Annotated in this window: 21 protein-coding genes; 3 read left to right on the top strand and 18 right to left on the bottom strand. The window is 73.6% G+C overall.

The features are described 5' to 3' along the window. From argH to infC, 15 genes are all read right to left on the bottom strand, one after another. Positions 1 to 1,394, bottom strand: a 1,394-nt coding sequence (argH, locus tag ABEB17_RS09925; protein ID WP_345716538.1) for an argininosuccinate lyase, incomplete at its 3' end; no start/stop codon positions are given. After that, positions 1,394 to 2,824: an argininosuccinate synthase gene (argG, locus tag ABEB17_RS09920; protein ID WP_345716537.1), complete on the bottom strand. Its 1,431-nt coding sequence runs from the start codon at positions 2,822 to 2,824 to the stop codon at positions 1,394 to 1,396. The genes argH and argG, both read right to left, overlap by 1 nt. After that, the gene (locus ABEB17_RS09915; protein ID WP_345716536.1) at positions 2,821 to 3,411 is read right to left on the bottom strand and encodes an arginine repressor; all 591 of its coding nucleotides are present in this window, start codon (positions 3,409 to 3,411) and stop codon (positions 2,821 to 2,823) included. Before ABEB17_RS09915 ends, argG begins: the two co-directional genes overlap by 4 nt. Next, positions 3,408 to 4,343, bottom strand: coding sequence for an ornithine carbamoyltransferase (gene argF / locus ABEB17_RS09910; RefSeq protein ID WP_345716535.1), 936 nt, complete (start codon positions 4,341 to 4,343; stop codon positions 3,408 to 3,410). The genes ABEB17_RS09915 and argF overlap by 4 nt, the downstream gene beginning before the upstream one ends. Before the next feature lies 1 nt (position 4,344). Continuing rightward, a complete protein-coding gene (locus tag ABEB17_RS09905) occupies positions 4,345 to 5,571 on the bottom strand; it encodes an acetylornithine transaminase (protein ID WP_345717323.1) in 1,227 nt (408 codons plus the stop codon). A 14-nt stretch (positions 5,572 to 5,585) separates the two neighbouring features. Beyond that, positions 5,586 to 6,467 carry an acetylglutamate kinase gene (gene argB, locus ABEB17_RS09900; protein ID WP_345717322.1) on the bottom strand — a complete coding sequence of 294 codons (882 nt, stop codon included), beginning with the start codon at positions 6,465 to 6,467 and terminating at the stop codon, positions 5,586 to 5,588. Between the two features lie 32 nt (positions 6,468 to 6,499). Continuing rightward, positions 6,500 to 7,651, bottom strand: coding sequence for a bifunctional glutamate N-acetyltransferase/amino-acid acetyltransferase ArgJ (gene argJ, locus ABEB17_RS09895; protein WP_345716534.1), 1,152 nt, complete (start codon positions 7,649 to 7,651; stop codon positions 6,500 to 6,502). Beyond that, complete coding sequence (argC, locus tag ABEB17_RS09890; RefSeq protein ID WP_345716533.1) at positions 7,648 to 8,691, bottom strand: N-acetyl-gamma-glutamyl-phosphate reductase; 1,044 nt, start codon at positions 8,689 to 8,691, stop codon at positions 7,648 to 7,650. The genes argJ and argC overlap by 4 nt, the downstream gene beginning before the upstream one ends. A 150-nt stretch (positions 8,692 to 8,841) precedes the next feature. Beyond that, entirely contained in the window at positions 8,842 to 11,418 is a 2,577-nt protein-coding gene (pheT, locus tag ABEB17_RS09885) for a phenylalanine--tRNA ligase subunit beta (RefSeq protein WP_345716532.1), read from the bottom strand. Then, on the bottom strand, positions 11,418 to 12,512 hold the full coding sequence (gene pheS / locus ABEB17_RS09880) for a phenylalanine--tRNA ligase subunit alpha (protein WP_345716531.1): 1,095 nt from the start codon (positions 12,510 to 12,512) through the stop codon (positions 11,418 to 11,420). The genes pheT and pheS overlap by 1 nt, the downstream gene beginning before the upstream one ends. Before the next feature lie 54 nt (positions 12,513 to 12,566). Further along, on the bottom strand, positions 12,567 to 13,652 hold the full coding sequence (locus ABEB17_RS09875; protein WP_345716530.1) for a sensor histidine kinase: 1,086 nt from the start codon (positions 13,650 to 13,652) through the stop codon (positions 12,567 to 12,569). A 51-nt stretch (positions 13,653 to 13,703) separates the two neighbouring features. Further along, on the bottom strand, positions 13,704 to 14,615 hold the full coding sequence (locus tag ABEB17_RS09870; protein WP_345716529.1) for a TrmH family RNA methyltransferase: 912 nt from the start codon (positions 14,613 to 14,615) through the stop codon (positions 13,704 to 13,706). Positions 14,616 to 14,714: 99 nt separating this feature from the next. Then, positions 14,715 to 15,095: a 50S ribosomal protein L20 gene (rplT, locus tag ABEB17_RS09865; RefSeq protein WP_345716528.1), complete on the bottom strand. Its 381-nt coding sequence runs from the start codon at positions 15,093 to 15,095 to the stop codon at positions 14,715 to 14,717. Between the two features lie 58 nt (positions 15,096 to 15,153). Continuing rightward, positions 15,154 to 15,348, bottom strand: a complete 195-nt coding sequence (gene rpmI, locus ABEB17_RS09860; RefSeq protein ID WP_345716527.1) for a 50S ribosomal protein L35 — start codon at positions 15,346 to 15,348, stop codon at positions 15,154 to 15,156. Between the two features lie 124 nt (positions 15,349 to 15,472). Continuing rightward, positions 15,473 to 16,114: a translation initiation factor IF-3 gene (gene infC / locus ABEB17_RS09855; RefSeq protein ID WP_345717321.1), complete on the bottom strand. Its 642-nt coding sequence runs from the start codon at positions 16,112 to 16,114 to the stop codon at positions 15,473 to 15,475. Positions 16,115 to 16,400: 286 nt separating this feature from the next. Between infC and ABEB17_RS09850 the strand changes: the two genes are divergently transcribed. Continuing rightward, a complete protein-coding gene (locus ABEB17_RS09850) occupies positions 16,401 to 16,763 on the top strand; it encodes a DUF1844 domain-containing protein (RefSeq protein WP_345716526.1) in 363 nt (120 codons plus the stop codon). Here the strand turns inward: ABEB17_RS09850 and ABEB17_RS09845 are convergent. The 3 genes from ABEB17_RS09845 to ABEB17_RS09835 form a co-directional block, all read right to left on the bottom strand. After that, positions 16,756 to 17,271: an O-acetyl-ADP-ribose deacetylase gene (locus ABEB17_RS09845; RefSeq protein WP_345716525.1), complete on the bottom strand. Its 516-nt coding sequence runs from the start codon at positions 17,269 to 17,271 to the stop codon at positions 16,756 to 16,758. The two genes, ABEB17_RS09850 and ABEB17_RS09845, sit on opposite strands and share 8 nt — an antisense overlap. 32 nt (positions 17,272 to 17,303) lie before the next feature. Beyond that, complete coding sequence (locus tag ABEB17_RS09840; protein ID WP_345716524.1) at positions 17,304 to 18,506, bottom strand: MFS transporter; 1,203 nt, start codon at positions 18,504 to 18,506, stop codon at positions 17,304 to 17,306. Positions 18,507 to 18,578: 72 nt separating this feature from the next. Next, a complete protein-coding gene (locus ABEB17_RS09835; protein WP_345716523.1) occupies positions 18,579 to 19,034 on the bottom strand; it encodes a DUF4282 domain-containing protein in 456 nt (151 codons plus the stop codon). Between the two features lie 102 nt (positions 19,035 to 19,136). Here ABEB17_RS09835 and ABEB17_RS09830 point away from each other — a divergent pair, with 102 nt between their 5' ends. Next, positions 19,137 to 20,612, top strand: a complete 1,476-nt coding sequence (locus ABEB17_RS09830) for an FAD-dependent monooxygenase (protein WP_345716522.1) — start codon at positions 19,137 to 19,139, stop codon at positions 20,610 to 20,612. Beyond that, positions 20,609 to 21,091 carry a glutathione peroxidase gene (locus ABEB17_RS09825; protein ID WP_345716521.1) on the top strand — a complete coding sequence of 161 codons (483 nt, stop codon included), beginning with the start codon at positions 20,609 to 20,611 and terminating at the stop codon, positions 21,089 to 21,091. The genes ABEB17_RS09830 and ABEB17_RS09825 overlap by 4 nt, the downstream gene beginning before the upstream one ends. Positions 21,092 to 21,095: the final 4 nt, after the last annotated feature.

The following is a 21,095-nucleotide window of genomic DNA, read 5'->3' as shown; positions in this document are numbered from 1 at the left end:
GTCTGCTCCGCGAGCGCCAGCTGCTCGCCGACCCGGGACGGCGCGGTGCCGCCGACGGCGTCGCGCGAGGCCAGCGAGCCCTCGACGGACAGCACGGAGCGGACGCCGGGGGTCAGGTGCTCCGAGATCGCCGCGAGGTCGTCGTCCGCCAGGTCCCACAGCTCGATGCCGCGCTCCTCGCACTCGCGCACGCAGGCCCCGGCCACCTCGTGCGCGACCCGGAACGGCACCCCCTGGCGGACGAGCCACTCGGCGACGTCGGTGGCCAGCGCGAAGCCCTGCGGCGCGAGGGCGGCGAGCCGGTCGGTGTGGAACTGCAGGGTGGCGACCATGCCGGCGACGGCCGGCAGCAGCACCTCGAGCGTGTCCACGGCGTCGAAGACCGGCTCCTTGTCCTCCTGCAGGTCCCGGTTGTAGGCCAGCGGCAGCCCCTTGAGCGTCGCCAGCAGTCCGGTGAGGTCGCCGATCAGGCGGCCCGCCTTGCCGCGGGCCAGCTCGGCGACGTCCGGGTTCTTCTTCTGCGGCATGATGCTCGACCCGGTCGAGTAGGCGTCGTCCAGCGTGACGAACGAGAACTCCTTCGTCGCCCAGAGCACGACCTCCTCGGCCAGCCGGGACAGGTCCACCCCGATCATCGCGGCCACGAACGAGAACTCCGCGACCACGTCGCGGGCCGCGGTGCCGTCGATGGAGTTCTCCACGGGCCGCTCGAAACCCAGGTCGCGGGCGACCGCTGCCGGGTCGAGGCCCAGTGACGTCCCGGCCAGCGCACCGGAGCCGTACGGCGACGCCGCGGCGCGCGCGTCCCAGTCCTGCAGGCGCGCCACGTCGCGCAACAGCGGCCAGGCGTGGGCCAGCAGGTGGTGCGCGAGCAGCACCGGCTGGGCGTGCTGCAGGTGGGTCCGCCCCGGCATGGCCGCGCCGGGGTGGGCGGCCGCCTGGGCGACCAGGGCGTCCACGACGTCCAGCACCCCCGCCGCGACCAGCCGGGCGTGCTCGCGCAGGTACATCCGCACCAGCGTGGCGATCTGGTCGTTGCGCGAGCGACCGGCCCGCAGCCGGCCGCCCAGCTCGGTCCCGGCCCGCTCGATCAGCCCGCGCTCGAGGGCCGCGTGCACGTCCTCGTCGTCCGGCGCCGGCCCGAACCGGCCGGCCTCGACGTCCGCGTCCAGCACGTCGAGCGCCGCCAGCATCCCCGCCAGCTGCTCGTCGTCCAGCAGACCGGCGGCACCGAGTACGCGGGCGTGCGCCCGGGAGCCCTCGATGTCGTGCCGGGCGAGCCGCCAGTCGAAGTGGGTCGACTTGCTCAGCGCGGCCAGCGCGTCCGCCGGACCGCCGGCGAACCGGCCGCCCCACAGCGCACCGGCGTTGGTCCCCGAGGTGCCCTGCTCCATCAGTCGGTTCCCGTCTCCATCGCGGCGTTCTCCAGCGCGGCCTCCTCGTCGCCGGCCACCGCGGGGTTGGCGGCGATCCGGTCGGCGCCGCCGGCAGGCAGCTCACCGAACAGCGTGCCGTGCTCGACGAGGACCTGGCCCTGGTCCAGCGGCTGCCCGGCGTAGAGCTCGAGCAGCGCCCGCGAGTCGGCGATGTCCAGGTTGCGCATGGTCAGCTGGCCGATCCGGTCGGTGGGACCGAACGCTGCGTTCTCGGTGCGCTCCATCGACAGCTTGTCCGGGTGGTACGACAGGGCCGGGCCCTGCGTGCGCAGCACCGTGTAGTCCTCGCCGCGACGCAGCCGCAGGGTGACCTCACCGGTGACCACGGAAGCGATCCAGCGCTGGATCGACTCGCGCAGCATCAGGGACTGCGGGTCGAGCCAGCGACCCTCGTACATCAGCCGGCCCAGCCGGCGGCCGTGGGCGTGGTAGCTCGCGATGGTGTCCTCGTTGTGGATGGCGTTGACCAGCCGCTCGTACGCCGCCCAGAGCAGGGCCATGCCCGGCGCCTCGTAGATCCCCCGGCTCTTGGCCTCGATGATCCGGTTCTCGATCTGGTCGGACATGCCGAGGCCGTGCCGGCCCCCGACCGCGTTCGCCTCGTGCACGAGGGCGACCGGGTCGTCGAAGCGCGCGCCGTTGATCGCCACCGGCCGGCCCGCCTCGAACCGGATGGTGACGTCCTCGGGGTCGATCAGCACCGCCGGGTCCCAGAACCGCACCCCCATGATCGGTTCGACCGACTCCAGCGAGACGTCCAGGTGCTCGAGGGTCTTGGCCTCGTGCGTGGCGCCCCAGATGTTGGCGTCGGTCGAGTACGCCTTCTCGTGGCTGTCCCGGTACGGCAGCCCCCGTTCGGTCAGCCACTGGCTCATCTCGGCGCGGCCGCCCAGCTCCTCGACGAACTGCGCGTCCAGCCACGGCTTGTAGATGCGCAGCGAGGGGTTCGCGAGCAGCCCGTAGCGGTAGAACCGCTCGATGTCGTTGCCCTTGAAGGTCGAGCCGTCGCCCCAGATGTCCACGCCGTCCTCGTGCATGGCGCGCACCAGCATCGTCCCGGTCACGGCGCGGCCGAGCGGGGTGGTGTTGAAGTACGCGCGGCCGCCGGAACGGATGTGGAACGCCCCGCAGGCCAGCGCGGCCAGCCCCTCCTCGACCAGCGCCTGCTTGCAGTCCACCGCGCGGGCCAGCTCGGCGCCGTACTGCAGGGCCCGCGCCGGCACGCCCTGCACGTCCGGCTCGTCGTACTGGCCGATGTCGGCGGTGTAGGTGCACGGGACGGCACCCTTCTCACGCATCCAGGCGACCGCGACCGAGGTGTCGAGGCCGCCCGAGAAGGCGATGCCGATCCGCTCGCCGCCGGGCAGGGAGGTCAGGACCTTGCTCACCGTGGGTTCCTTCGGTTGGTCTCGTCGGGCTGGGTCTGGACGTCGGTCTGGAGGGCTTGCGGCGGCGTGGCGACGGGGTCGGTGCCCTCGGCGACGGCGAGCAGCCGGGCGGCGAGCGCCGCGCCGCCCTCGGGGTCGCGCGCGATCAGCAGGACCGTGTCGTCGCCGGCGATGGTGCCGAGCAGGTCGGCCGCGTCGGCGTGGTCGAGGGCGGAGGCCAGGTAGTTCGCGGCGCCCGGCGGGGTGCGCAGCACGACGAGGTTGGCGGACGCCTCAGCCGAGACCAGCACCTCGCTGGCGACCTTGGCCAGCCGGGCGTCGCCGCCCAGGTCCGCGGCCCGCGGCGTGCGGTCACCGCCCTCGGCGGGCACGGCGTACACGAGCTCCCCGGTCGTGCCGCGCACCCGCACGGCGCCCATCTGGACCAGGTCACGCGACAGGGTGGCCTGGGTGACGTCGATGCCGTCGTCGGCGAGCAGCTGCGCCAGCTGGGTCTGCGAGCGCACCGCGGTCCGGCCGAGCAGGTCCGCGATCCGCTGCTGGCGGGCCGCCTTGGTCTGCGGGGTGGTCCGGGTCGCGGCGGTCACGGGCTGCGCTCCAGCAACCAGGTCAGCAGGGCCTTCTGGGCGTGCAGCCGGTTCTCCGCCTCGTCCCAGACCACGGACTGGGGTCCGTCGATGACGTCGGCGCTGATCTCCAGGCCGCGGTAGGCCGGCAGGCAGTGCAGCACCACGGCGTCGGCCGCGCTGCGGGCCAGCAGCGCCCCGTCGATGGCGTACGGCGCGAACGGGCTGGCCGCGCCGGCCCGCTCGCCCTTCTCGCCTTCCTGACCCATCGAGACCCAGGTGTCGGTGGCGAGCACGTCGGCGCTGTCCGCGGCCCCTTCGGCGCTGTCGGTGACCAGCACCGAGCCGCCGGTCTCGTCGGCGATCTGCCGAGCCCGCTCGACGATCGCCGGGTCCGGCAGGTGGGACGACGGGGTGCCGACCCGCACGTGCAGGCCCGCGGCCGCGCCGCCGAGCAGGTACGAGTGCGCCATGTTGTTCGCGCCGTCGCCCAGGTAGCTGAAGGTGAGGCCGGCCAGGGTCTTCTTGTGCTCGCGCACGGTCAGCAGGTCGGCCAGGATCTGGCACGGGTGGAACTCGTCGGTGAGCGCGTTGACGACGGGGACGCGGCTGACGGAGGCCATCGCCTCGATCCGCTCCTGGCCGAAGGTGCGCCAGACGATCGCGGCGACCTGGCGGTCGAGCACGCGGGTGGTGTCCTCGACGGGCTCGCCGCGACCGAGCTGGCTGCTGGCCGCGTCGATCACCAGCGGGTAGCCGCCGAGCTCGGCGATGCCGACGCTGAACGAGACCCGGGTGCGGGTGGACGGCTTGTCGAAGATGACGGCCACGGCTCGCGGACCCTCCAGCGGACGCAGGGCCAACCGGTCTGCCTTGGCGTGCGCGGCGAGGTCGAGGACCTCCGCCAGCTCGGCGGGGCTCAGGTCGTCGTCACGCAGGAAGTGGCGCGGCATGTCAGGACTCCTCGTCGGGTTCGGCGGTCTGGACCAGCTGCGGCAGCGCCGCGAGGAAGGAGTCTGCCTGGTCCGCGGTCAGGATCAGCGGCGGCGCCAGCCGCACCGTGTCGGGGCCGACGGCGTTGACGATGAAGCCGGCCTCCAGGGCGGCGGCGGTGAGCTCCTTGGCTCGTGGCCGGGCCAGGTGCAGCCCGAGCAGCAGGCCCTCGCCGCGGACGTCGGTGACGAGCGACCCACCCGCCGCGGGCGCGCCCTCGGCGAGGCGCCGTCCCACGCTGCTGACGTTGTCCAGCAGACCGTCGCGCTCGATCACGTGCAGGGTGGCGAGCGCGGCAGCGGAGGCGACCGGGTTCCCGCCGAACGTGGTGCCGTGCTGGCCCGCACCGAGCAGACCGGACGCCCGCTCGCCGAGGGTGACCATGGCCCCCACCGGGATGCCGCCGCCCAACCCCTTGGCCACCGTGACGACGTCCGGGACGACGCCGTGCCGGGTGTGCGCGAACCAGTGGCCCGTGCGCCCGACGCCGGTCTGCACCTCGTCGACCACCAGCAGCGCACCCACCGACGCGGTGAGCTCGCGCGCCGCCGCCAGGTACCCCTCGGGCAGCGGACGCACGCCCGCCTCACCCTGGATCACCTCGACGAACAGGGCGGCGACGTCACCGTCCAGGGCGGCCTCGAGCGCGCCGAGGTCGCCGGCCGGGACGTGCTCGACGCCACCGGGCAGCGGTGCGAACGGCTCGCGGTAGTCGGGCTTGTGGGTCAGGGCGAGCGCGCCCATGGTGCGGCCGTGGAAGGCACCCTGCAGCGCGAGGATGCGCGGGCGGCCGGTGCGCCGGGCCACCTTGAAGGCGCCCTCGTTGGCCTCGGCCCCCGAGTTGGCCAGGAAGACCCTCGACCCCTGCGGCGCCTCGAGCAGGGCCAGCAGGCGTTCGGCGAGCGCGACCTGCTGCGGGCTGGCGAAGAAGTTGGAGACGTGGCCGAGGGTGGCCAGCTGGGCGCTGACCGCGCCCACCAGGGTGGGGTGGGCGTGGCCCAGCACGTTGGTGGCGATGCCGCCGAGCAGGTCTAGGTAGCGCCGTCCGTCGGCGTCCCACACGTACGCGCCGTCGCCGCGCACGAGCGCGCGCTGCGGCACGCCGTACGTCGGCAGCAGGGCGTGCGTGTAGCGGTCGAGCCACTCGGCCCCGGCGTGACCGGCGAGCCCCGCCGGCAGCGCGGGCATCGGCACGAACTCGTTCACGGCGTCACCATCGTCCCGGTCCCCTCGCTGGTCAGCATCTCGAGCAGCAGGGCGTGCTCGAGCCGGCCGTTCACCACGGTCGCCCGGCCCACCCCGCCCCGGACGGCGCGTAGGCACGCGGCCATCTTGGGCGCCATCCCGGAGTCGATCTGCGGCAGCACCTGCTCGAGCTCGTCCGCACCGATCTTCTGCACCAGGGAGCTGCGGTCCGGCCAGTCCGCGTAGAGCCCCTCGACGTCGGTGAGGACGACGAGCTTGACCGCACCGAGCGCGACGGCGAGCGCAGCGGCCGCGGTGTCCGCGTTCACGTTCAGCACCTGCCCGCTGGCCTCGGGCGCGATGCTGGACACCACGGGGATGCGCCCGGCCGCCACCAGGTCCAGCACCGCGGTGGGGTCCACCTGGACCACGTCGCCGACCAGGCCGACGTCCACCGGCTCGCCGTTCACCAGCGGCCGGGTGCGCTCGGCGCGGAACAGCCCGGCGTCCTCGCCGGACAGCCCCACGGCGTGCGGTCCGTGCTCGTTGATCAGACCGACCAGCTCGCGCCCGACCTGCCCGACCAGCACCATCCGGACGACGTCCACGGTGTCCTCGGTGGTGACCCGCAGGCCCGCCCGGAACTGGGAGTCGACGCCGAGCCGGTTGAGCATGGCGGTGACCTGCGGCCCCCCGCCGTGCACGACCACGGGTCGGATGCCGACGTGCCGCAGGAAGACCATGTCCTGGGCGAACGCGCGCTTGAGGTCGGGGTCGGTCATCGCGTTGCCGCCGTACTTGATCACGACGACCTGCCCGTAGAACTCCTTGAGCCAGGGCAGCGCGTCGACCAGGACGGCTGCGCGCGTCGCGTCCCACTCCGGGTTGTCCTCGCGCATGGGGCGGGTGCTGCCCCAGCGGCGGGTGTCGCTCATGTCGAGTACGCCGAGTTCTCGTGCACGTACGCGTGCGTCAGGTCGTTCGTCCACACGGTGGCGGTCGCGTCGCCTTCCTTGAGGTCGATGAGCACGTGCACGTCGCGGCCCTCGAGGTCGATGCCGTCGCGGCTGTCCCCCGGACCGCCGTCGCGGGCGATCCAGACCCCGTTCATCGCGACGTCCAGCACGGACGGGTCGAAGGCCGCGGACGTCGTCCCGACCGCCGCGAGCACCCGGCCCCAGTTGGCGTCCCGGCCGAACACGGCGGCCTTGAACAAGTTGCTGCGGGCGACCGACCGGGCCACCTCGACGGCCTCGTCCTCCGTCGCGGCGTGCACGACCTCGATGGCGATGTCGTGGTCGGCGCCCTCGGCGTCCCGCATGAGCTGCTGGGCCAGGTCGTGGCAGACCGCGGTGACGGCGGCGGTGAACGCGTCGGCGTCCGGTCGCACGCCGCTGGCGCCGCTGGCCATCAGCAGCACCGTGTCGTTGGTGGACTGGCAGCCGTCCGAGTCGAGCCGGTCGAAGGTGACCCGGGTCGCCGCCCGCAGCGCCGCGTCGCACTGGGCGGCGTCGACGTCCGCGTCCGTGCTGAGCACCACGAGCATGGTGGCCAGCGCGGGCGCGAGCATGCCGGCGCCCTTGGCCATGCCACCGACGACCCACCCGTTGCCGGCCTGGACGGTCTCCTTGGCGACCGTGTCCGTGGTCATGATGGCGGTGGCGGCGGCCGGCCCACCGTCGGCCGCCAACGCGGCGGCGGCGGACTCGATTCCTGCCTCCAGCAACGGCTGGTCGAGCGGCTGACCGATCAGCCCGGTGGAGCAGACCACGACGTCCCCGGCGTCGACGCCGACGACGCGCGCGACGAGCTCGGCGCTGGCGTGGGTCACCGCGAACCCGGCCGGTCCGGTGTAGCAGTTCGCCCCGCCCGAGTTCAGGACGACGGCGCGCACCACGCCGTCCGCGCTGGCCACCTCGCTCCACAGCACGGGATTCGCCTTGCACCGGTTGCTGGTGTAGACGGCGGCGGCGGCCGTGCCGGGCCCGTCGTTGACGACGAGGGCGACGTCCGGCTTGCCGGACGGCTTGAGGCCGGCGGTGACCCCCGCGGCCCGGAAGCCCTTCGCAGCGGTGACGCTCACGGTGCCACCCCCACCACGGGCAGGCCGAGGGCCTCGGGCAGCCCCAGGGCGAGGTTCGCGCACTGGATCGCGGCGCCGGCCGTGCCCTTGACCAGGTTGTCGACGGCGGCGACGGCGACCACCCGGCCGGCCCGCTCGTCGACGGCGACCTGCAGGTGCACGGTGTTGGCGCCGTTGACGTCGGCGGTGCGCGGCCAGCTGCCCTCGGGCCGCAGCTCGACGAACGGCTCGTCGGCGTAGGCGTGCTGCCACGCCTCGCGCACCGAGCTCGCGCTGACGCCAGGTCGCAGCCGGGCCGTGCAGGTGGCCAGGATGCCGCGGGCCATCGGGGCCAGCGTGGGCGTGAACGAGGCCGTGACCGGCGCTCCGGCCGCGAGCGCGAGGTTCTGCTCGATCTCGGGCGTGTGCCGGTGGCCGCCGCCGACCCCGTACGGCGACATCGACCCCATCACCTCGGAGCCGAGCAGGTGCGGTTTCAGCGAGCGCCCGGCCCCCGACGTCCCGGAGGCGGCGACCACGACGACGTCGTCGGGCTCGGTGAGCCCGGCCGCGAAGCCGGGCGCGAGCGCCAGGCTGACGGCCGTCGGGTAGCAGCCGGGGACGGCGATGCGGCGGGCCAGGGCGAGGACGTCGCGCTGCCGGCCACCACCGGCCAGCGGCAGCTCGGGCAGCCCGTACGGCCAGGTGCCGGCGTGGTCACTGCCGTAGAAGGTCTTCCAGGCGGCCGGGTCGGCGAGCCGGAAGTCGGCTCCGCAGTCGATGACCACCGTGTCGGGGGGCAGCTGCTCGACCAGCCGCGCGGACTCCCCGTGCGGCAGCGCGAGCACGACGACGTCGTGGCCGGCGAGCACCTCGACCGTGGTCGCCTCCAGCACGCGGTCCGCCAGCGGTCGCAGGTGCGGGTGGTGCTGGCCCAGCGCAGTGCCGGCACTGGCCCCCGCGGTCAGCGCGCCGACCGTCAGCTGCGGGTGGCCCAGGGACAGCCGCAGCACCTCACCACCGGCGTACCCGCTGGCACCCGCGACCGCCACACTCACCATGTTGCATGACTATACACAACCGAGCGAGTCGATGCACCCTGCGTCGCCACCCCTCGCGTCACCCCACCTCCCGCGGTGATCATGCACGTTCGCCCCGCACGCCACGACGTCGCGGGGCGAACGTGCATGATCACCGCGGGGAGGTGGGGGTCAGTGGTCGCGCAGGACCGCCCCGGTGGCCTCGACCGCCGCCGCGACCGCGGCATCCGTGGCGGCCGCGGCCTCCTCGCCGGTCAGCGTCCGGTCCGGCGCCCGCAGCACCAGCCGGTACGCCAGCGACCGCTTGCCGGGCTCCACCTGCTCGCCGCGGTAGTCGTCGAACAACCGCACCTGCTCGACCAGCGCGCCGCCGCCGTCCCACAGCGCCTGCTCGACGCGAGCGGCGGGGACGTCGGCGCCGACCACGAGGGCCACGTCGCGCAGGGCGACCGGGTGGGTGAGCACGGGCTCGGCCTCGATCACCTCGGGCGCCGCGGCGACCAGGACGTCGAGGTCGACCTCGGCCGCACACGTGCGCTCGGGCAGGTCGAGGGCCGCGACGACCTTCGGCGCGAGCTCGCCGGCGTGCCCGACGAGCGTGCCGTCCGCCAGCTCGAGCCGGGCGCACCGCCCCGGGTGCCACGGCTCGTGCTGGTCGGCCGTCACGCGCAGCGGCGGCACTCCCAACGCCTGGGCGAGTCCCTGCACCGCGTCCACGGCGTCCGCCCAGTCCGCAGCCCGCCCCGGTCCCCACCAGCCGGCCGGCTCGCGCTGACCGGCCAGCAGCAGGCCGACCAGCCACGGCTGAGCCGGCACCCCGGCCTCCAGCTCGGCGAGCACGGCGTCGTCCGGACGTCGACCACCGCCCGGGCGGGGGGCAGCCACTGGTTCGCCGCTCGGGCGGAAGACCCGGCCCACCTCGAACAGGGCGACGTCGCGCTGGCCGCGCGAGACGTTGCGGCGGGCGGCGTCCGGCAGCGTGGCCAGGACGCTGGTACGCAGCAGGGGTTCCTGCTCGCTCAACGGGTTCGCCAGCCGCAGCGCCCGGCGACGGACGTCGTCCGCGGGCAGGCCGAGCGCGTCGAACCGCTCCACCGACGTGAACGGGTACGTGAGCACCTCGACCAGCCCGCGCTCGGCCAGCGAGCGCGCCGCCGACCGGCGCAGCCGCTGCGAACGCGTCAGCCCACGACCGGCCGGCGCCTGCGGCAGCACCGACGGGATGTGCTCGTAGCCGTGCACCCGGGCGACCTCCTCGACCAGGTCCGCGCCCTGCACCAGGTCCGGACGCCACGACGGCACCACCACCTGCAGGTCCTCGCGGGCGGCGTCGGCGTCGTCCGCACCCTCGATCGCGGCGGGCGAGACCAGGCAGCCGACGGCCTCCAGGGCCTGGACCACCTGCTCGCGGGTGTAGCTCACCCCGACCAACCGGGTCGGCAGGTCCACGGGCATCAGCAGCGCCGGCCGGGGAACTCGCTCGTCCACATCCGTGATCCCACTGGATCCCGAGCCGCCACCCAGCTCGGCGAGCAGCCGGACGGCGAGCTCGGCCGCGCGGTCGGCGAGGTCCGTGTCCACGCCGCGCTCGTAGCGCCGTCCGGCCTCCGTCGGCAGCTTGTGCCGGCGCGCGGTGCGGGCCACGGTGATCGGGTCGAAGTGCGCCGACTCGACGAGCAGGTTCGTCGTGGCGTCGCGCACCTCGCTGCTCGCGCCACCCATCACCCCGGCCAGGGCGAGCACCCGGGAGCGCCCGTCGGACTCGTCCGTGATCAGCAGGTCCTCGACGTCCAGCGTCCGCTCGACGCCGTCCAGCGTGGACAGCCGTTCGCCCGACCGGGCCCGGCGCACCACGATCTCGTCGCCGAGCGCGTCCAGGTCGAAGGCGTGCAGCGGCTGCCCGGTCGCGAGCATCACGTAGTTGGTCACGTCGACCGCGAGCGAGATCGGCCGCATGCCGCACAGCCGAAGGACCCGGCGCATCCACGGCGGGGTGGCGGCGGTCGGGTCGAAGCCGCGCACGGTGCGCGCGACGTAGCGGTCGCAGCCCGGCGTGCCGCGCAGCGGCCCGTCGTCGGCGAGCCGAACCGGGTGACCCTGGCCGTCCGGCGCGGGTGCCACCACGACCTGCGGGTCGACCGGGTCGACGAACCGGCCGCCTGCGCTCACCGCGTACTCGCGGGCAAGGCCGCGCAGGCTGAAGCAGTAGCCGCGGTCGGGGTTGACGTTCACCTCGACGGCGACATCGTCCAGCCCCAGCAGGGCCAGTGCGTCCGTGCCCACCTCGGCGTCGCCGAGGCCGATGCGGGACAGCACGATGATGCCGCTGTGGTCGTCACCCAGGCCGAGCTCGCGCTCGGAGCAGATCATCCCGTCGGACACGTGGCCGTAGGTCTTGCGCGAGGCGATCTCGAATCCGCCGGGAAGCACGGCCCCGGGCAGCGCCACGACGACCCGGTCCCCCGCCTCGAAGTTCGGTGCACCGCACACGATCCCGCGGACGTCGCCGCCGTCCGCGCCGTGGCCGGCGCCGACCCGCACCTGGCACCAGGAGATGGTCTTGCCGTTCTTCTGCGGCTCGCGCTCGGCCGTGAGCACCTCGCCGACGACCAGCGGACCGACCAGGTCGGCGCGGTGGATCGCCTCCTCCTCGAAACCGACCCGCACCAGCACGGCCTGCACGTCCTCGGCGGTCGCCTCGGCCGGCAGGTCGGTGTGCTCGCGCAGCCAGGACAGCGGGGCGCGCATCAGATCTCCATCCCGTAGTGCTGGCTGAACCGGACGTCGCCCTCGACCATGTCGCGCATGTCGCGCACGCCGTAGCGCATCATCAGGGTCCGTTCGACGCCCATCCCGAACGCGAAGCCGGAGTACCGATCCGGGTCGACGCCGCAGGAGCGCAGCACGTTCGGGTGGACCATGCCGCACCCGCCCCACTCGATCCAGCCGGTGCCGCCGCAGGTCCGGCAGGACCGGTCGGTGCCGCGGCAGACGACGCACTGCAGGTCCACCTCCGCGCTGGGCTCCGTGAACGGGAAGAACGACGGGCGCCAGCGGGTCGCCGTCCCGTCGCCGAACATCTCGTGGGCGAAGTGGTCCAGCGTGCCCTTCAGGTGCGCGAAGGTCAGGCCCTCGTCGACCGCCAGCCCCTCCACCTGGTGGAACACCGGGGTGTGCGTGGCGTCCAGCTCATCCGTGCGGAACACCTTGCCGGGGCAGATCACGTACGTCGGGACGCCGCGCTCGAGCAGGCTGCGGACCTGCACCGGCGAGGTGTGCGTGCGCAGCACCAGCCCGGCCTCGGGTGGCTCGACGAAGAAGGTGTCCTGCATCTGCCGCGCCGGGTGGTCCGGGTCGAAGTTCAGGGCGTCGAAGTTGAACCACTCCGACTCGAGCTCGGGTCCCTCGGCGACCTCCCAGCCGAGCCCGACGAACAGGTCGTTCACCTTGTCCTGGAGCGTGTTCAGCGGGTGCCGCGCACCGCGCAGCGTGCGTCCGGCGGGCAGGGTGACGTCCACGCCCTCCTCGACGAGGACCCGCGCGTCGCGCTCGTCCTCGAGCACGGCCTGTCGGTCGGCGAACGCGCGGGACACCTGCCCGCGGGCCCGTCCGACCCGGCGTCCGGCGTCGGCCTTGGCGGCCGGCGGCAGGGCGGCGATCTCGCGGTTGGCCAGCGCGAGGGCGCTGCGGTCCCCCGCGTGCGCGAGCCGGGCCGTCTTGAGGTCGTCCAGGGTGGTCGCGGCCGCGGCTGCGGCCAGCGCGTCGGCCAGCGCGGCCTCGACGGCGGCGGGCTTCAGCGCCTCGACCTCCACCGGGTCGTAGCTGGAGTTGGGGCCGGACATGGGATTGCCTTTCGACGAGCGAGGGTGCTGCGAGGTCGGGGTGGGCGCCCGCGCTCAGGCCACGTGGTCCGGGACCGAGGCGGGCAGCGTAAATCGGAACTCGGCACCGCCCGAGGCGGCCCGTCCGACCGTGATCTTGCCGCCGTGCGCCTCGACAAGACCGCGCACCAGGTACAGCCCGAGGCCCGTGCCGCCGCGCCGGTGGCCGTGCCAGAACCGGGTGAACACCCGCTGCAGGTTCTCCTCGTCGATGCCCTCGCCCTCGTCGCTGACGCTCACCGCGACGACCGGCTCCGGGTCGGAGCCGGCGCTGAGCACCTCGGACGTGGCCACGAGGTCCAGTGTCACCATGCCGTCCCCGTGCCGCACGGCGTTTTCCAGCAGGTTGGACATGACCTGGTCGAGGCGGTCCGGGTCGGCCCAGACCTCGGGCAGGTGCGGGGCGGCGTGCACGACGAACTTGCGCTGGTCGTTACCGCTGGCGACCATCCGGTCGACGTGCCGACGGGCGGCGGCGGCGAGGTCGACGGGCTGGGCGTGCACCTCGAGCCGGCCGGCGTCGATCCGCGAGATGTCGAGCAGCTCGCTGATCAGCCGGGTCACCCGGTCCGCGTCGTGCTCGATCGTCTCCAGCATGAACCGCTTCTGGTCGTCGGTGAACCGCTCCCAGCGGCGCAGCAGGGTCGCCGTGAAGCCCTTGACCGAGGTCAGCGGGGAGCGCAGCTCGTGGGCGACGGTGGAGATGAGGGCGCCGTGCTCCTCCTGGGTGCGCTGGCGCGCCTTCGCGTCCCGCAGCCCCAGCACCACGGCGTCGACGGGCGCGCTCATGGCCGAGCGGCGGTAGCTGGCGGTGACCAACACCTCGACCGGCTTGCCGTCGCCAGGCAGCAGCAGCAGCCGTTCCCGGTGCCCGCTCCGGGTGGCCAGTCCGCTCCACGGATCCGTGCAGTCCCACCAGCGCTGGCCCTCGGTGTTGCGCAGCGGCAGGGCCTGGCGGACGTCCTGGCCGAGCAGCGCGGCACGGGACATGTGCAGGACGCGCTCGGCCGCCGCGTTCACGGCCGTGACGCGGGCATCGGCACCGGCGACCAGCACTCCGTCCGGCAGGTGGTCGAGATCCACCGGAGGTCCAGCGGTCATCGGCCACCCCTGGGGCGGGCGAGCGCTGGGCGGCGTGGCATGCCCCGGACTCTATCGACTCTCGCGGCGGGTGGACGGCAGGCGCCGTCCGGCGCGCGACGAGGCGTAGAGGCAGACCGTGGCCGCCATCGCGAGGTTCAGGCTCTCGGCGCCGCCACGCAGCGGCACCCGCACCACGGCATCGGCCAGGCCGCGCTGCTCCTCGCTGAGGCCCCACGCCTCGTTGCCGAAGATCCACGCCGTCGGGCGGCGCAGCAGCGCGCCCTCGTCGGACTCGGCGGCGTCCTGCAGCTCGTCCAGGTCCGCCTCGCCGGCGCCGTCCGCCGCCAGCACCACGAAGCCCCGGGCCCGCAGTGCGGACACGACGTCGACGAGCGCCGGCCCCTGCGCGACGGGCAGGTGGAAGGCGCTGCCTGCCGTGGCCCGCACGCACTTGGGGTTGTGCACGTCCACGCTCGCCTCGGTCAGCACCACCGCCCCGGCGCCCGCCGCATCGGCCGCCCGCAGGACCGTGCCGGCGTTGCCCGGGTCGCGGACGTGCGAGAGCACGGCGACCAACGGCGTCGTGCGCTCCGCGGGGACCGCCAGGGCGCGGTCCAGCACCTCGTCCAGCGGCCGGTCGAGCAACCGGCACACCGCCAGCAGACCCTGCGGGGTCACGGTGCCGGTCATCGCGGCCAGCACGTCGTCCGCGACCAGCACCACGGCCAGCCCGGCGGCGTGCGCGGCCGCGAGCTCGGTGGACCACCGCTGCGCCGCGTCGGGCGTGGCGAACAGGTCGAGGACGACGTCCCCGGACGACACGTGGGCGGCGATCGCCTCCCGCACGGCCTGCGGACCCTCGGCCACGAACCGCCCGGCCCGCTCGCGGCCGACCCGGCGGGACAGCTGGGCGACCTTGCGGACCCGCTCGGCCCGGGGGTTCGTCAGGGCCGGGAGCGGCGCGCCCGTCGGGGTGCTCACGGGCGCACGCCCCCGGGCAGCACGAAGCCGCCGCAGTGTGCGCGGGCACTCTGCGGCGGCTTCATGAGGTCGGGCACGCGATGGCCCGGACGGTTCTTCTCAGGCGGCGTCGGTCTCGGCCTGAGCCGGGACGTTCGCACGCGAGAGCTCGACGAGCGCGGTGAACGCCGCAGCGTCGTTGACGGCCAGCTCGGCCAGCATGCGACGGTCGACCTCGACACCCGCGGCCTTGAGCCCCTGGATGAAGCGGTTGTACGTCATGCCGTTGACGCGAGCGGCCGCGTTGATGCGCTGGATCCAGAGGCGACGGAAGTCGCCCTTCTTGGCCCGCCGGTCCCGGTAGGCGTAGGTCATCGAGTGGGTGACCTGCTCCTTGGCCTTGCGGTACAGGCGCGAGCGCTGACCGCGGTAGCCGCTCGCCCGCTCGAGGACGACCCGGCGCTTCTTCTGGGCGTTGACCGCCCGCTTCACGCGTGCCACGTGAGTACTCCTTCAGTGAATCTCGGCGCCCGTGCGGGCGCCCAGGGGAACGGTGGCCTCAGCGGCCGAGCAGCTTCTTGATCTTCTTCGTGTCCGCCGGCGCGAGCACGACGTCGTTCGACAGGCGACGCGCCTTCTGGGGCGTCTTCTCGTGGAACTTGTGGACGTGGCCGGCCTGCTCGCGCATGACCTTGCCCTTGCCCGTGATCCGGAAGCGCTTCTTCGCACCGCTGTGCGTCTTCATCTTCGGCATGGCTGCCGTTCTCCTCGTCGTTGCTTCGCCCACGGTGGCGGGCGTGCTGTCTCGTCCGCCGGCCGCGACGGTGTCGCGGCCGGAAGCTTGGTGGTCGCCGGGGCGACCGTCGTGCTGTCCTCGGTCAGGCTTCGGTCGGAACCGGGGCCTCGGTGACGACCGGGGCCTCGACGGACTCGTCCGTCGTCGTCCCGGCCTCGGCCGCCAGCGCGTCGTCCGCGCTGCGGCGGCGACGCTCCTCGGCCTTGGCCTCGGCCTTCTTCTTCGTGGGTCCGAGCACCATGATCATGTTGCGGCCGTCCTGCTTCGGCGCGCTCTCGACGAAGCCGAGCTCGGCGACGTCCTCGGCGAGCCGCTGCAGCAGCCGGTAGCCCAGCTCGGGCCGGGACTGCTCACGTCCGCGGAACATGATCGTGACCTTCACCTTGTCTCCGGCCTTGAGGAACCGGACGACGTGGCCCTTCTTGGTGCCGTAGTCGTGCGGGTCGATCTTCGGTCGGAGCTTGATCTCCTTGATCACGGTGTTGATCTGGTTCTTGCGGGCCTCACGGGCCTTCAGAGCCGCTTCGTACTTGAACTTGCCGAAGTCCATGAGCTTGCAGACCGGCGGACGGGCGGTGGGGGCCACCTCGACCAGGTCGAGGTCAGCCTCCTGCGCCAGTCGGAGCGCGTCCTCGACGCGCACGATGCCGACCTGCTCGCCGTTCGGTCCGACGAGCCGCACCTCGGGTACCCGGATGCGGTCGTTGATGCGGGGCTCGCTGATGTGCTGCTCCTCACGGTTCGGGCGGATGTCCTGACCGCGGAGACGAGAAAGGCTCCCGTCGCCGTTGCGAGGGGAGCCAGCTACCACGGGTCCGTCAGCGGCACGGGCGACACCGACGCCGAGGCGCCGACGTGCTCACGCACGCAACCGGCCCGAAGGCCGGCCGGACCGTAACCCGGCAACCGTGTGGTCACCCGGGTGGGAGAGACTCCTCTTGCGTACCTGACCCGCCGTTGACCCGAAGGCCGCCGACAAGTCCGGTCGGTCAGTCTGCAAGGGTAACAGCATGGACGGCGCAGCACCTATTCCCGGCGGCCCGAGCGACTCCCCCGAGCGGGACATCGCCGACGTCCCGGCCATCGAGCTGATCAGCACGACGGCGCTGCACCTGATGAGCGCGGCGGCCGTGAAGTGCGGCCTCGGTCACGACGAGGACGCCGCCCAGCACCAGGACCTCGACGAGGCCCGCAAGCTGATCACCGCGCTAGCCGGGCTGGTCACCGCGGCCGCCCCCGAGGTGGGGAGCCAGCACGCGTCGCTGCTGCGGGACGGGCTGCGCCAGGTCCAGCTGGCCTTCCGCGAGGCGTCACTCGTGCCGGACCCGCCCGGTCAGGGCCCCGGCGAGAAGCTGACCGGCCCCGTCAGCTGAGGTCGCGCTCGGCGCGCCGGAAGGCGTCCAGCGCCGCGCCACCGAACAGCACGAACCGCACCAGCTCGACGGAGCTGCCGGACGTCGCCACCGTGCGCAGCGCGATCGGCGCCGCCTCGGTCAGCGGGTAGGCGTAGGCGCCGGTGGAGATCGACGGGAACGCCACCGAACCGGCGCCGAGCTCGTCGGCGACCCGCAGGGACTGGCGGTAGGCCGAGGCGAGGTCGGACGCCGGGTCCGCCGCACGCGGGTAGATCGGGCCGACCGTGTGGATGACCCAGCGGGCCGGCAGCCGCCCGGCGTCGGTGGCGACCGCCTTACCGGTCGGCAGGCCGTCGGGAAACGTGCTGGCCCGCAGGCGCCGGCACGCCTCGAGCAGCTCGGGGCCGGCGGCGGCGTGGATCGCGCCGTCCACCCCACCGCCACCGAGCAGCCCGGAGTTCGCCGCGTTGACGACGGCGTCGACGTCCTGGGTGGTGATGTCGCCGCGGACGAGCTCGATGCGCATCGCTCGATTCTGCCCGCGATCGCGGCGGACCGTCAGGCCGGGCGCGGCTCGCGGGCCCGGAGGGAGAACACGGCGAGGCCGACCAGGGCCACGACGGTGCCGGTGACCCCGACGGTCACGAAGCCGGCCCAGGGCGCGACCTTGTCGATGGCGTAGCCGGCCAGCGGGGCGCCCAGCGCGATACCGGCGGTCAGCGCGGAGCCGTGCCAGCCCATCGCCTCGCCGCGGACCTCCTCGGGCACGAGCTCGGCGATGACCTCGGCCGTCGCGGTGATGACCGGCGCGCAGAGGAACCCGGCCGGCACCATGGCCAGGCACAGGGCCAGCGGGCCACTGACCAGCGCGACCGGGATGGTCAGCGCGCCGAGGCCCAGCAGCAGCCAGGTCGGTGGGATGGAGCGCGGGATGGCGCCGTACACGACGCCGCCGAGCAGTGACGCGAACGCCCACACCGAGGCGACCAGGCCGGTCCACTGCAGCTGGTCGCTCGCGCGCAGCGTCGCGATGATCGACACGTCGGTGCCGGCCAGGACCACCGTGGCCGCGGACGTCGCGACCAGCACGAGCACGAGCGGTGCCGTCACGGCGATCTTCGGCTTGGGCCCGTCGTCGATCGGGATCGACGGGTGGCCAGCCGCCCTGGCGTTGCCCTCGGGCGTGCGGGTCGGCGGGTTCATCACGAACAGGCCGATCCCGGCCAGCACCGACGTCGCGCCGAGGGCGATCAGCGCGACGGTGGTCGAGATGTGCGTCGCCACCAGGATGCCGGCGGCCGGCGCCACCATGAAGGACACCTCGACGCTCACCGAGTCCAGCGCGAACGCGGTGCGCCGCAAGGCCACCGGGACCATGGCCGACAGCGCGAGCCGGATCACGGTGAAGACGGGCAGCGAGAAGACTCCCCCGACGACGACCGCGCCGACCAGCCACCAGTAGGAGAGCCAGGGCGCGCTGGACCACACCACCCCCTCGGCCAGCAGCGAGGGCAGCAGCGCCCGGCGCAGCCCCAGGCGGTCGACCATGCGCCCGCGCCACGGCGCACCGATGGCCGTGCCGATGGTCAGTGCCGCCACCACCAGTCCCGCGGCCGCGTAGCTGCGCCCCAGGGTCTGCACCACGTGCACGGTGACGATGACGCCGGTGCCTGCGTTCGGCAGCCGGGCGACGATGCCGAGCAGCGTCAGTGACGGGACGCCGGGTACGGCCAGCACGCGGCGGTAGGGAGTCAGCGGCACCCCGGGAGTCTCGCCTACGTCCGAACGGATCGCACGCATGGGTGCGATCCGTTCGGACGTCGTTCAGCGTTGCTACCCCAGGGGGTCGGTGGTGGACGGCGGGAAGGGCGGCTCGGTCGGCTCGGTCGACGTGATCGGCGAGGTCGGCTCGGTCGACGAGGTCGGCGGCGCGACCGGCGGCTGACCGTACGGCGAGGCCGGGGCCACGACGCCGTCGGCCAGCGCCGCCCGGGCCATCACCGAGGTGTTCTCCCCGATCCGGAAGAACAGCGCCACGACTTCGAGCGAGATGCGGGCGATCACCAGGTACACCAGGGCGAGCAGCGGAGCCAGGACCAGCCCGGCGATGAAGCCCCCCACGCCCCGCGACGCGAACGCGATGAAGATGGACAGACCGCCGAGCAGGACGAGCACCACCAGCACGGTGTAGATGACCTTCAGGAAGCGCAGGGTCAGGAACGACGTGAAGCTGAAGTCGAACAGGGTGGCCAGAAAGCCTTTCGCCTGCAGGTTGGACTGGGTGGTCACGGGAGCTCCTTCGGCGGGGCGCCCACGCGGGCGCCGTGCGTCGGGCAGCATTCCACGAAATGATCTTCGGGCGGCAGTGGCCGACTGTGGAAACCTGGGCCGATGACCGAGCACGCGGTGGTGATCGTCGGCGGGGGCCCGACCGGGCTGATGCTGGCGGCCGAGCTGGCGCTGGGCGGCGCCGACGTCGTCGTCGTCGAACGCCGCGCCAGCCAGGACCTCGACGGATCGCGGTCCGGCGGCCTGCACGCGCGGACCATCGAGGTGCTCGACCAGCGCGGCGTCGCGGAACGGTTCGTCTCCGCGGGACAGGTGCACCCGTTCGTCGGGTACGCCGGGACCACGCTCGACCTCAGCGACTTCCCGACCCGCCACCCGTACCTGCTCGCGCTCTGGCAGCGGGACTTCGAGCCGATCCTGGCCGGCTGGGTCGGCGAGCTCGGCGTCCGCATCCGGCACGGCTGCGAGGTGGAAGGCCTGGCCCAGGACGAGACCGGCGTCGACGTGCAGCTGTCCGACGGGACCACGCTACGAGCGCGGTACGTCGTGGGCTGCGACGGCGGGCGCAGCCTGGTCCGCAAGGCCGCGGGCATCGACTTCGCCGGCTGGGACCCGACGTCCAGCTTCCTGATCGCCGAGGTCCAGATGGCCGTGGAACCGGCGGTCGGCCGGCGACCCGAGGGCGGTGGCATCGGGCCGGTGAACCGGGCCGAGGGCGGCGGGCCGTACGGGGTCGTCCTGCTCGAGGAGGGCGTCGGGCACACCACCGAGCCCACCCTCGCCTACCTCCGTGAGGCCCTCATTGCTGCCTACGGCACCGACTTCGGCGTGCACAGCCCGACCTGGATCTCCCGGTTCACCGACCTGACCCGGCAGGCGGCGTCCTACCGCCAGGGCCGGGTGCTGCTCGCCGGGGACGCCGCCCACGTGCACGGCCCGCAAGGCGGGCAGGGCCTGAACACCGGGGTCCAGGACGCGGTCAACCTGGGCTGGAAGCTCGCCCAGGTGGTCGCCGGGACCTCACCCGAGCACCTCCTCGATACCTACCACTCCGAACGGCACCCGGTCGGCGCCCGTGTGCTGCAGAACACCATGGCCCAGGTCGCCCTCGCGCGCACCGACGAGCGCAGCCGCGCCCTGCGCGACGCGGTGCTCGAGCACCTGGCGGTGGACGAGCCCCGCCGCCGCACCGCCGGCATGATCTCGGGCCTGGACATCCACTACGACCTCGGCGAGGGGCACCCGCTGCTCGGGCGGCGCATGCCGGACCTCGACCTGCGGACCGCGGAGGGTCCCACCCGCGTGTTCGCCCTGCTGCACGACGCCCACCCGGTGCTCCTCGACCTGGGTGAACCCCATGGTTTCGACCTGGGCCCGTGGGCGGACCGGGTCCGGCGGGTCGAGGCCGGCTACGACGGCGCCTGGGAGCTGCCGGTCCTCGGTGAGGTCGAGGCACCGGCCGCCGTGCTGATCCGGCCCGACGGGCACGTCGCCTGGGCCGGTGACCTCACGGACCCCGAGCTGCCGCGGGCCCTCACCCGGTGGTTCGGCGCGGGCGATGACAGACTCACCACGTGACCTCGATCAACGACTTCAGCGCCCGCAGCATCGACGGCACCACCGTCGACCTGGCCACCTACTCCGGCGACGTGCTCCTGGTGGTCAACACCGCATCGCAGTGTGGTTTCACCCCGCAGTACCAGGGCCTGCAGGAGCTGCACGAGAAGTTCGCCAGCGAGGGCCTGCGCGTCCTGGGGTTCCCGTGCGACCAGTTCGGCGGCCAGGAGCCCGGTGCGGACGACGAGATCGCCGGCTTCTGCGAGCGCAACTTCGGCGTGACCTTTCCGCTGTTCTCCAAGGTCGAGGTCAACGGGGACGGCGCGGACCCGATCTTCCGCTGGTTGCGCACCGAGAAGGGCGGCATCCTCGGCGACTCGATCAAGTGGAACTTCACCAAGTTCCTGGTCGGCCGGGACGGTCAGGTGATCGACCGCTACGCGCCGACCACCAAGCCCGAGTCGATCACCTCCGACATCGAGAAGGCGCTGGCGACCTGAGCGG

Source organism: Angustibacter luteus, from assembly GCF_039541115.1.
Taxonomy (GTDB): domain Bacteria; phylum Actinomycetota; class Actinomycetes; order Actinomycetales; family Angustibacteraceae; genus Angustibacter; species Angustibacter luteus.
Note: the sequence above shows the minus strand (reverse complement) of the source record. Positions and strands in the feature narration are given on the sequence as shown.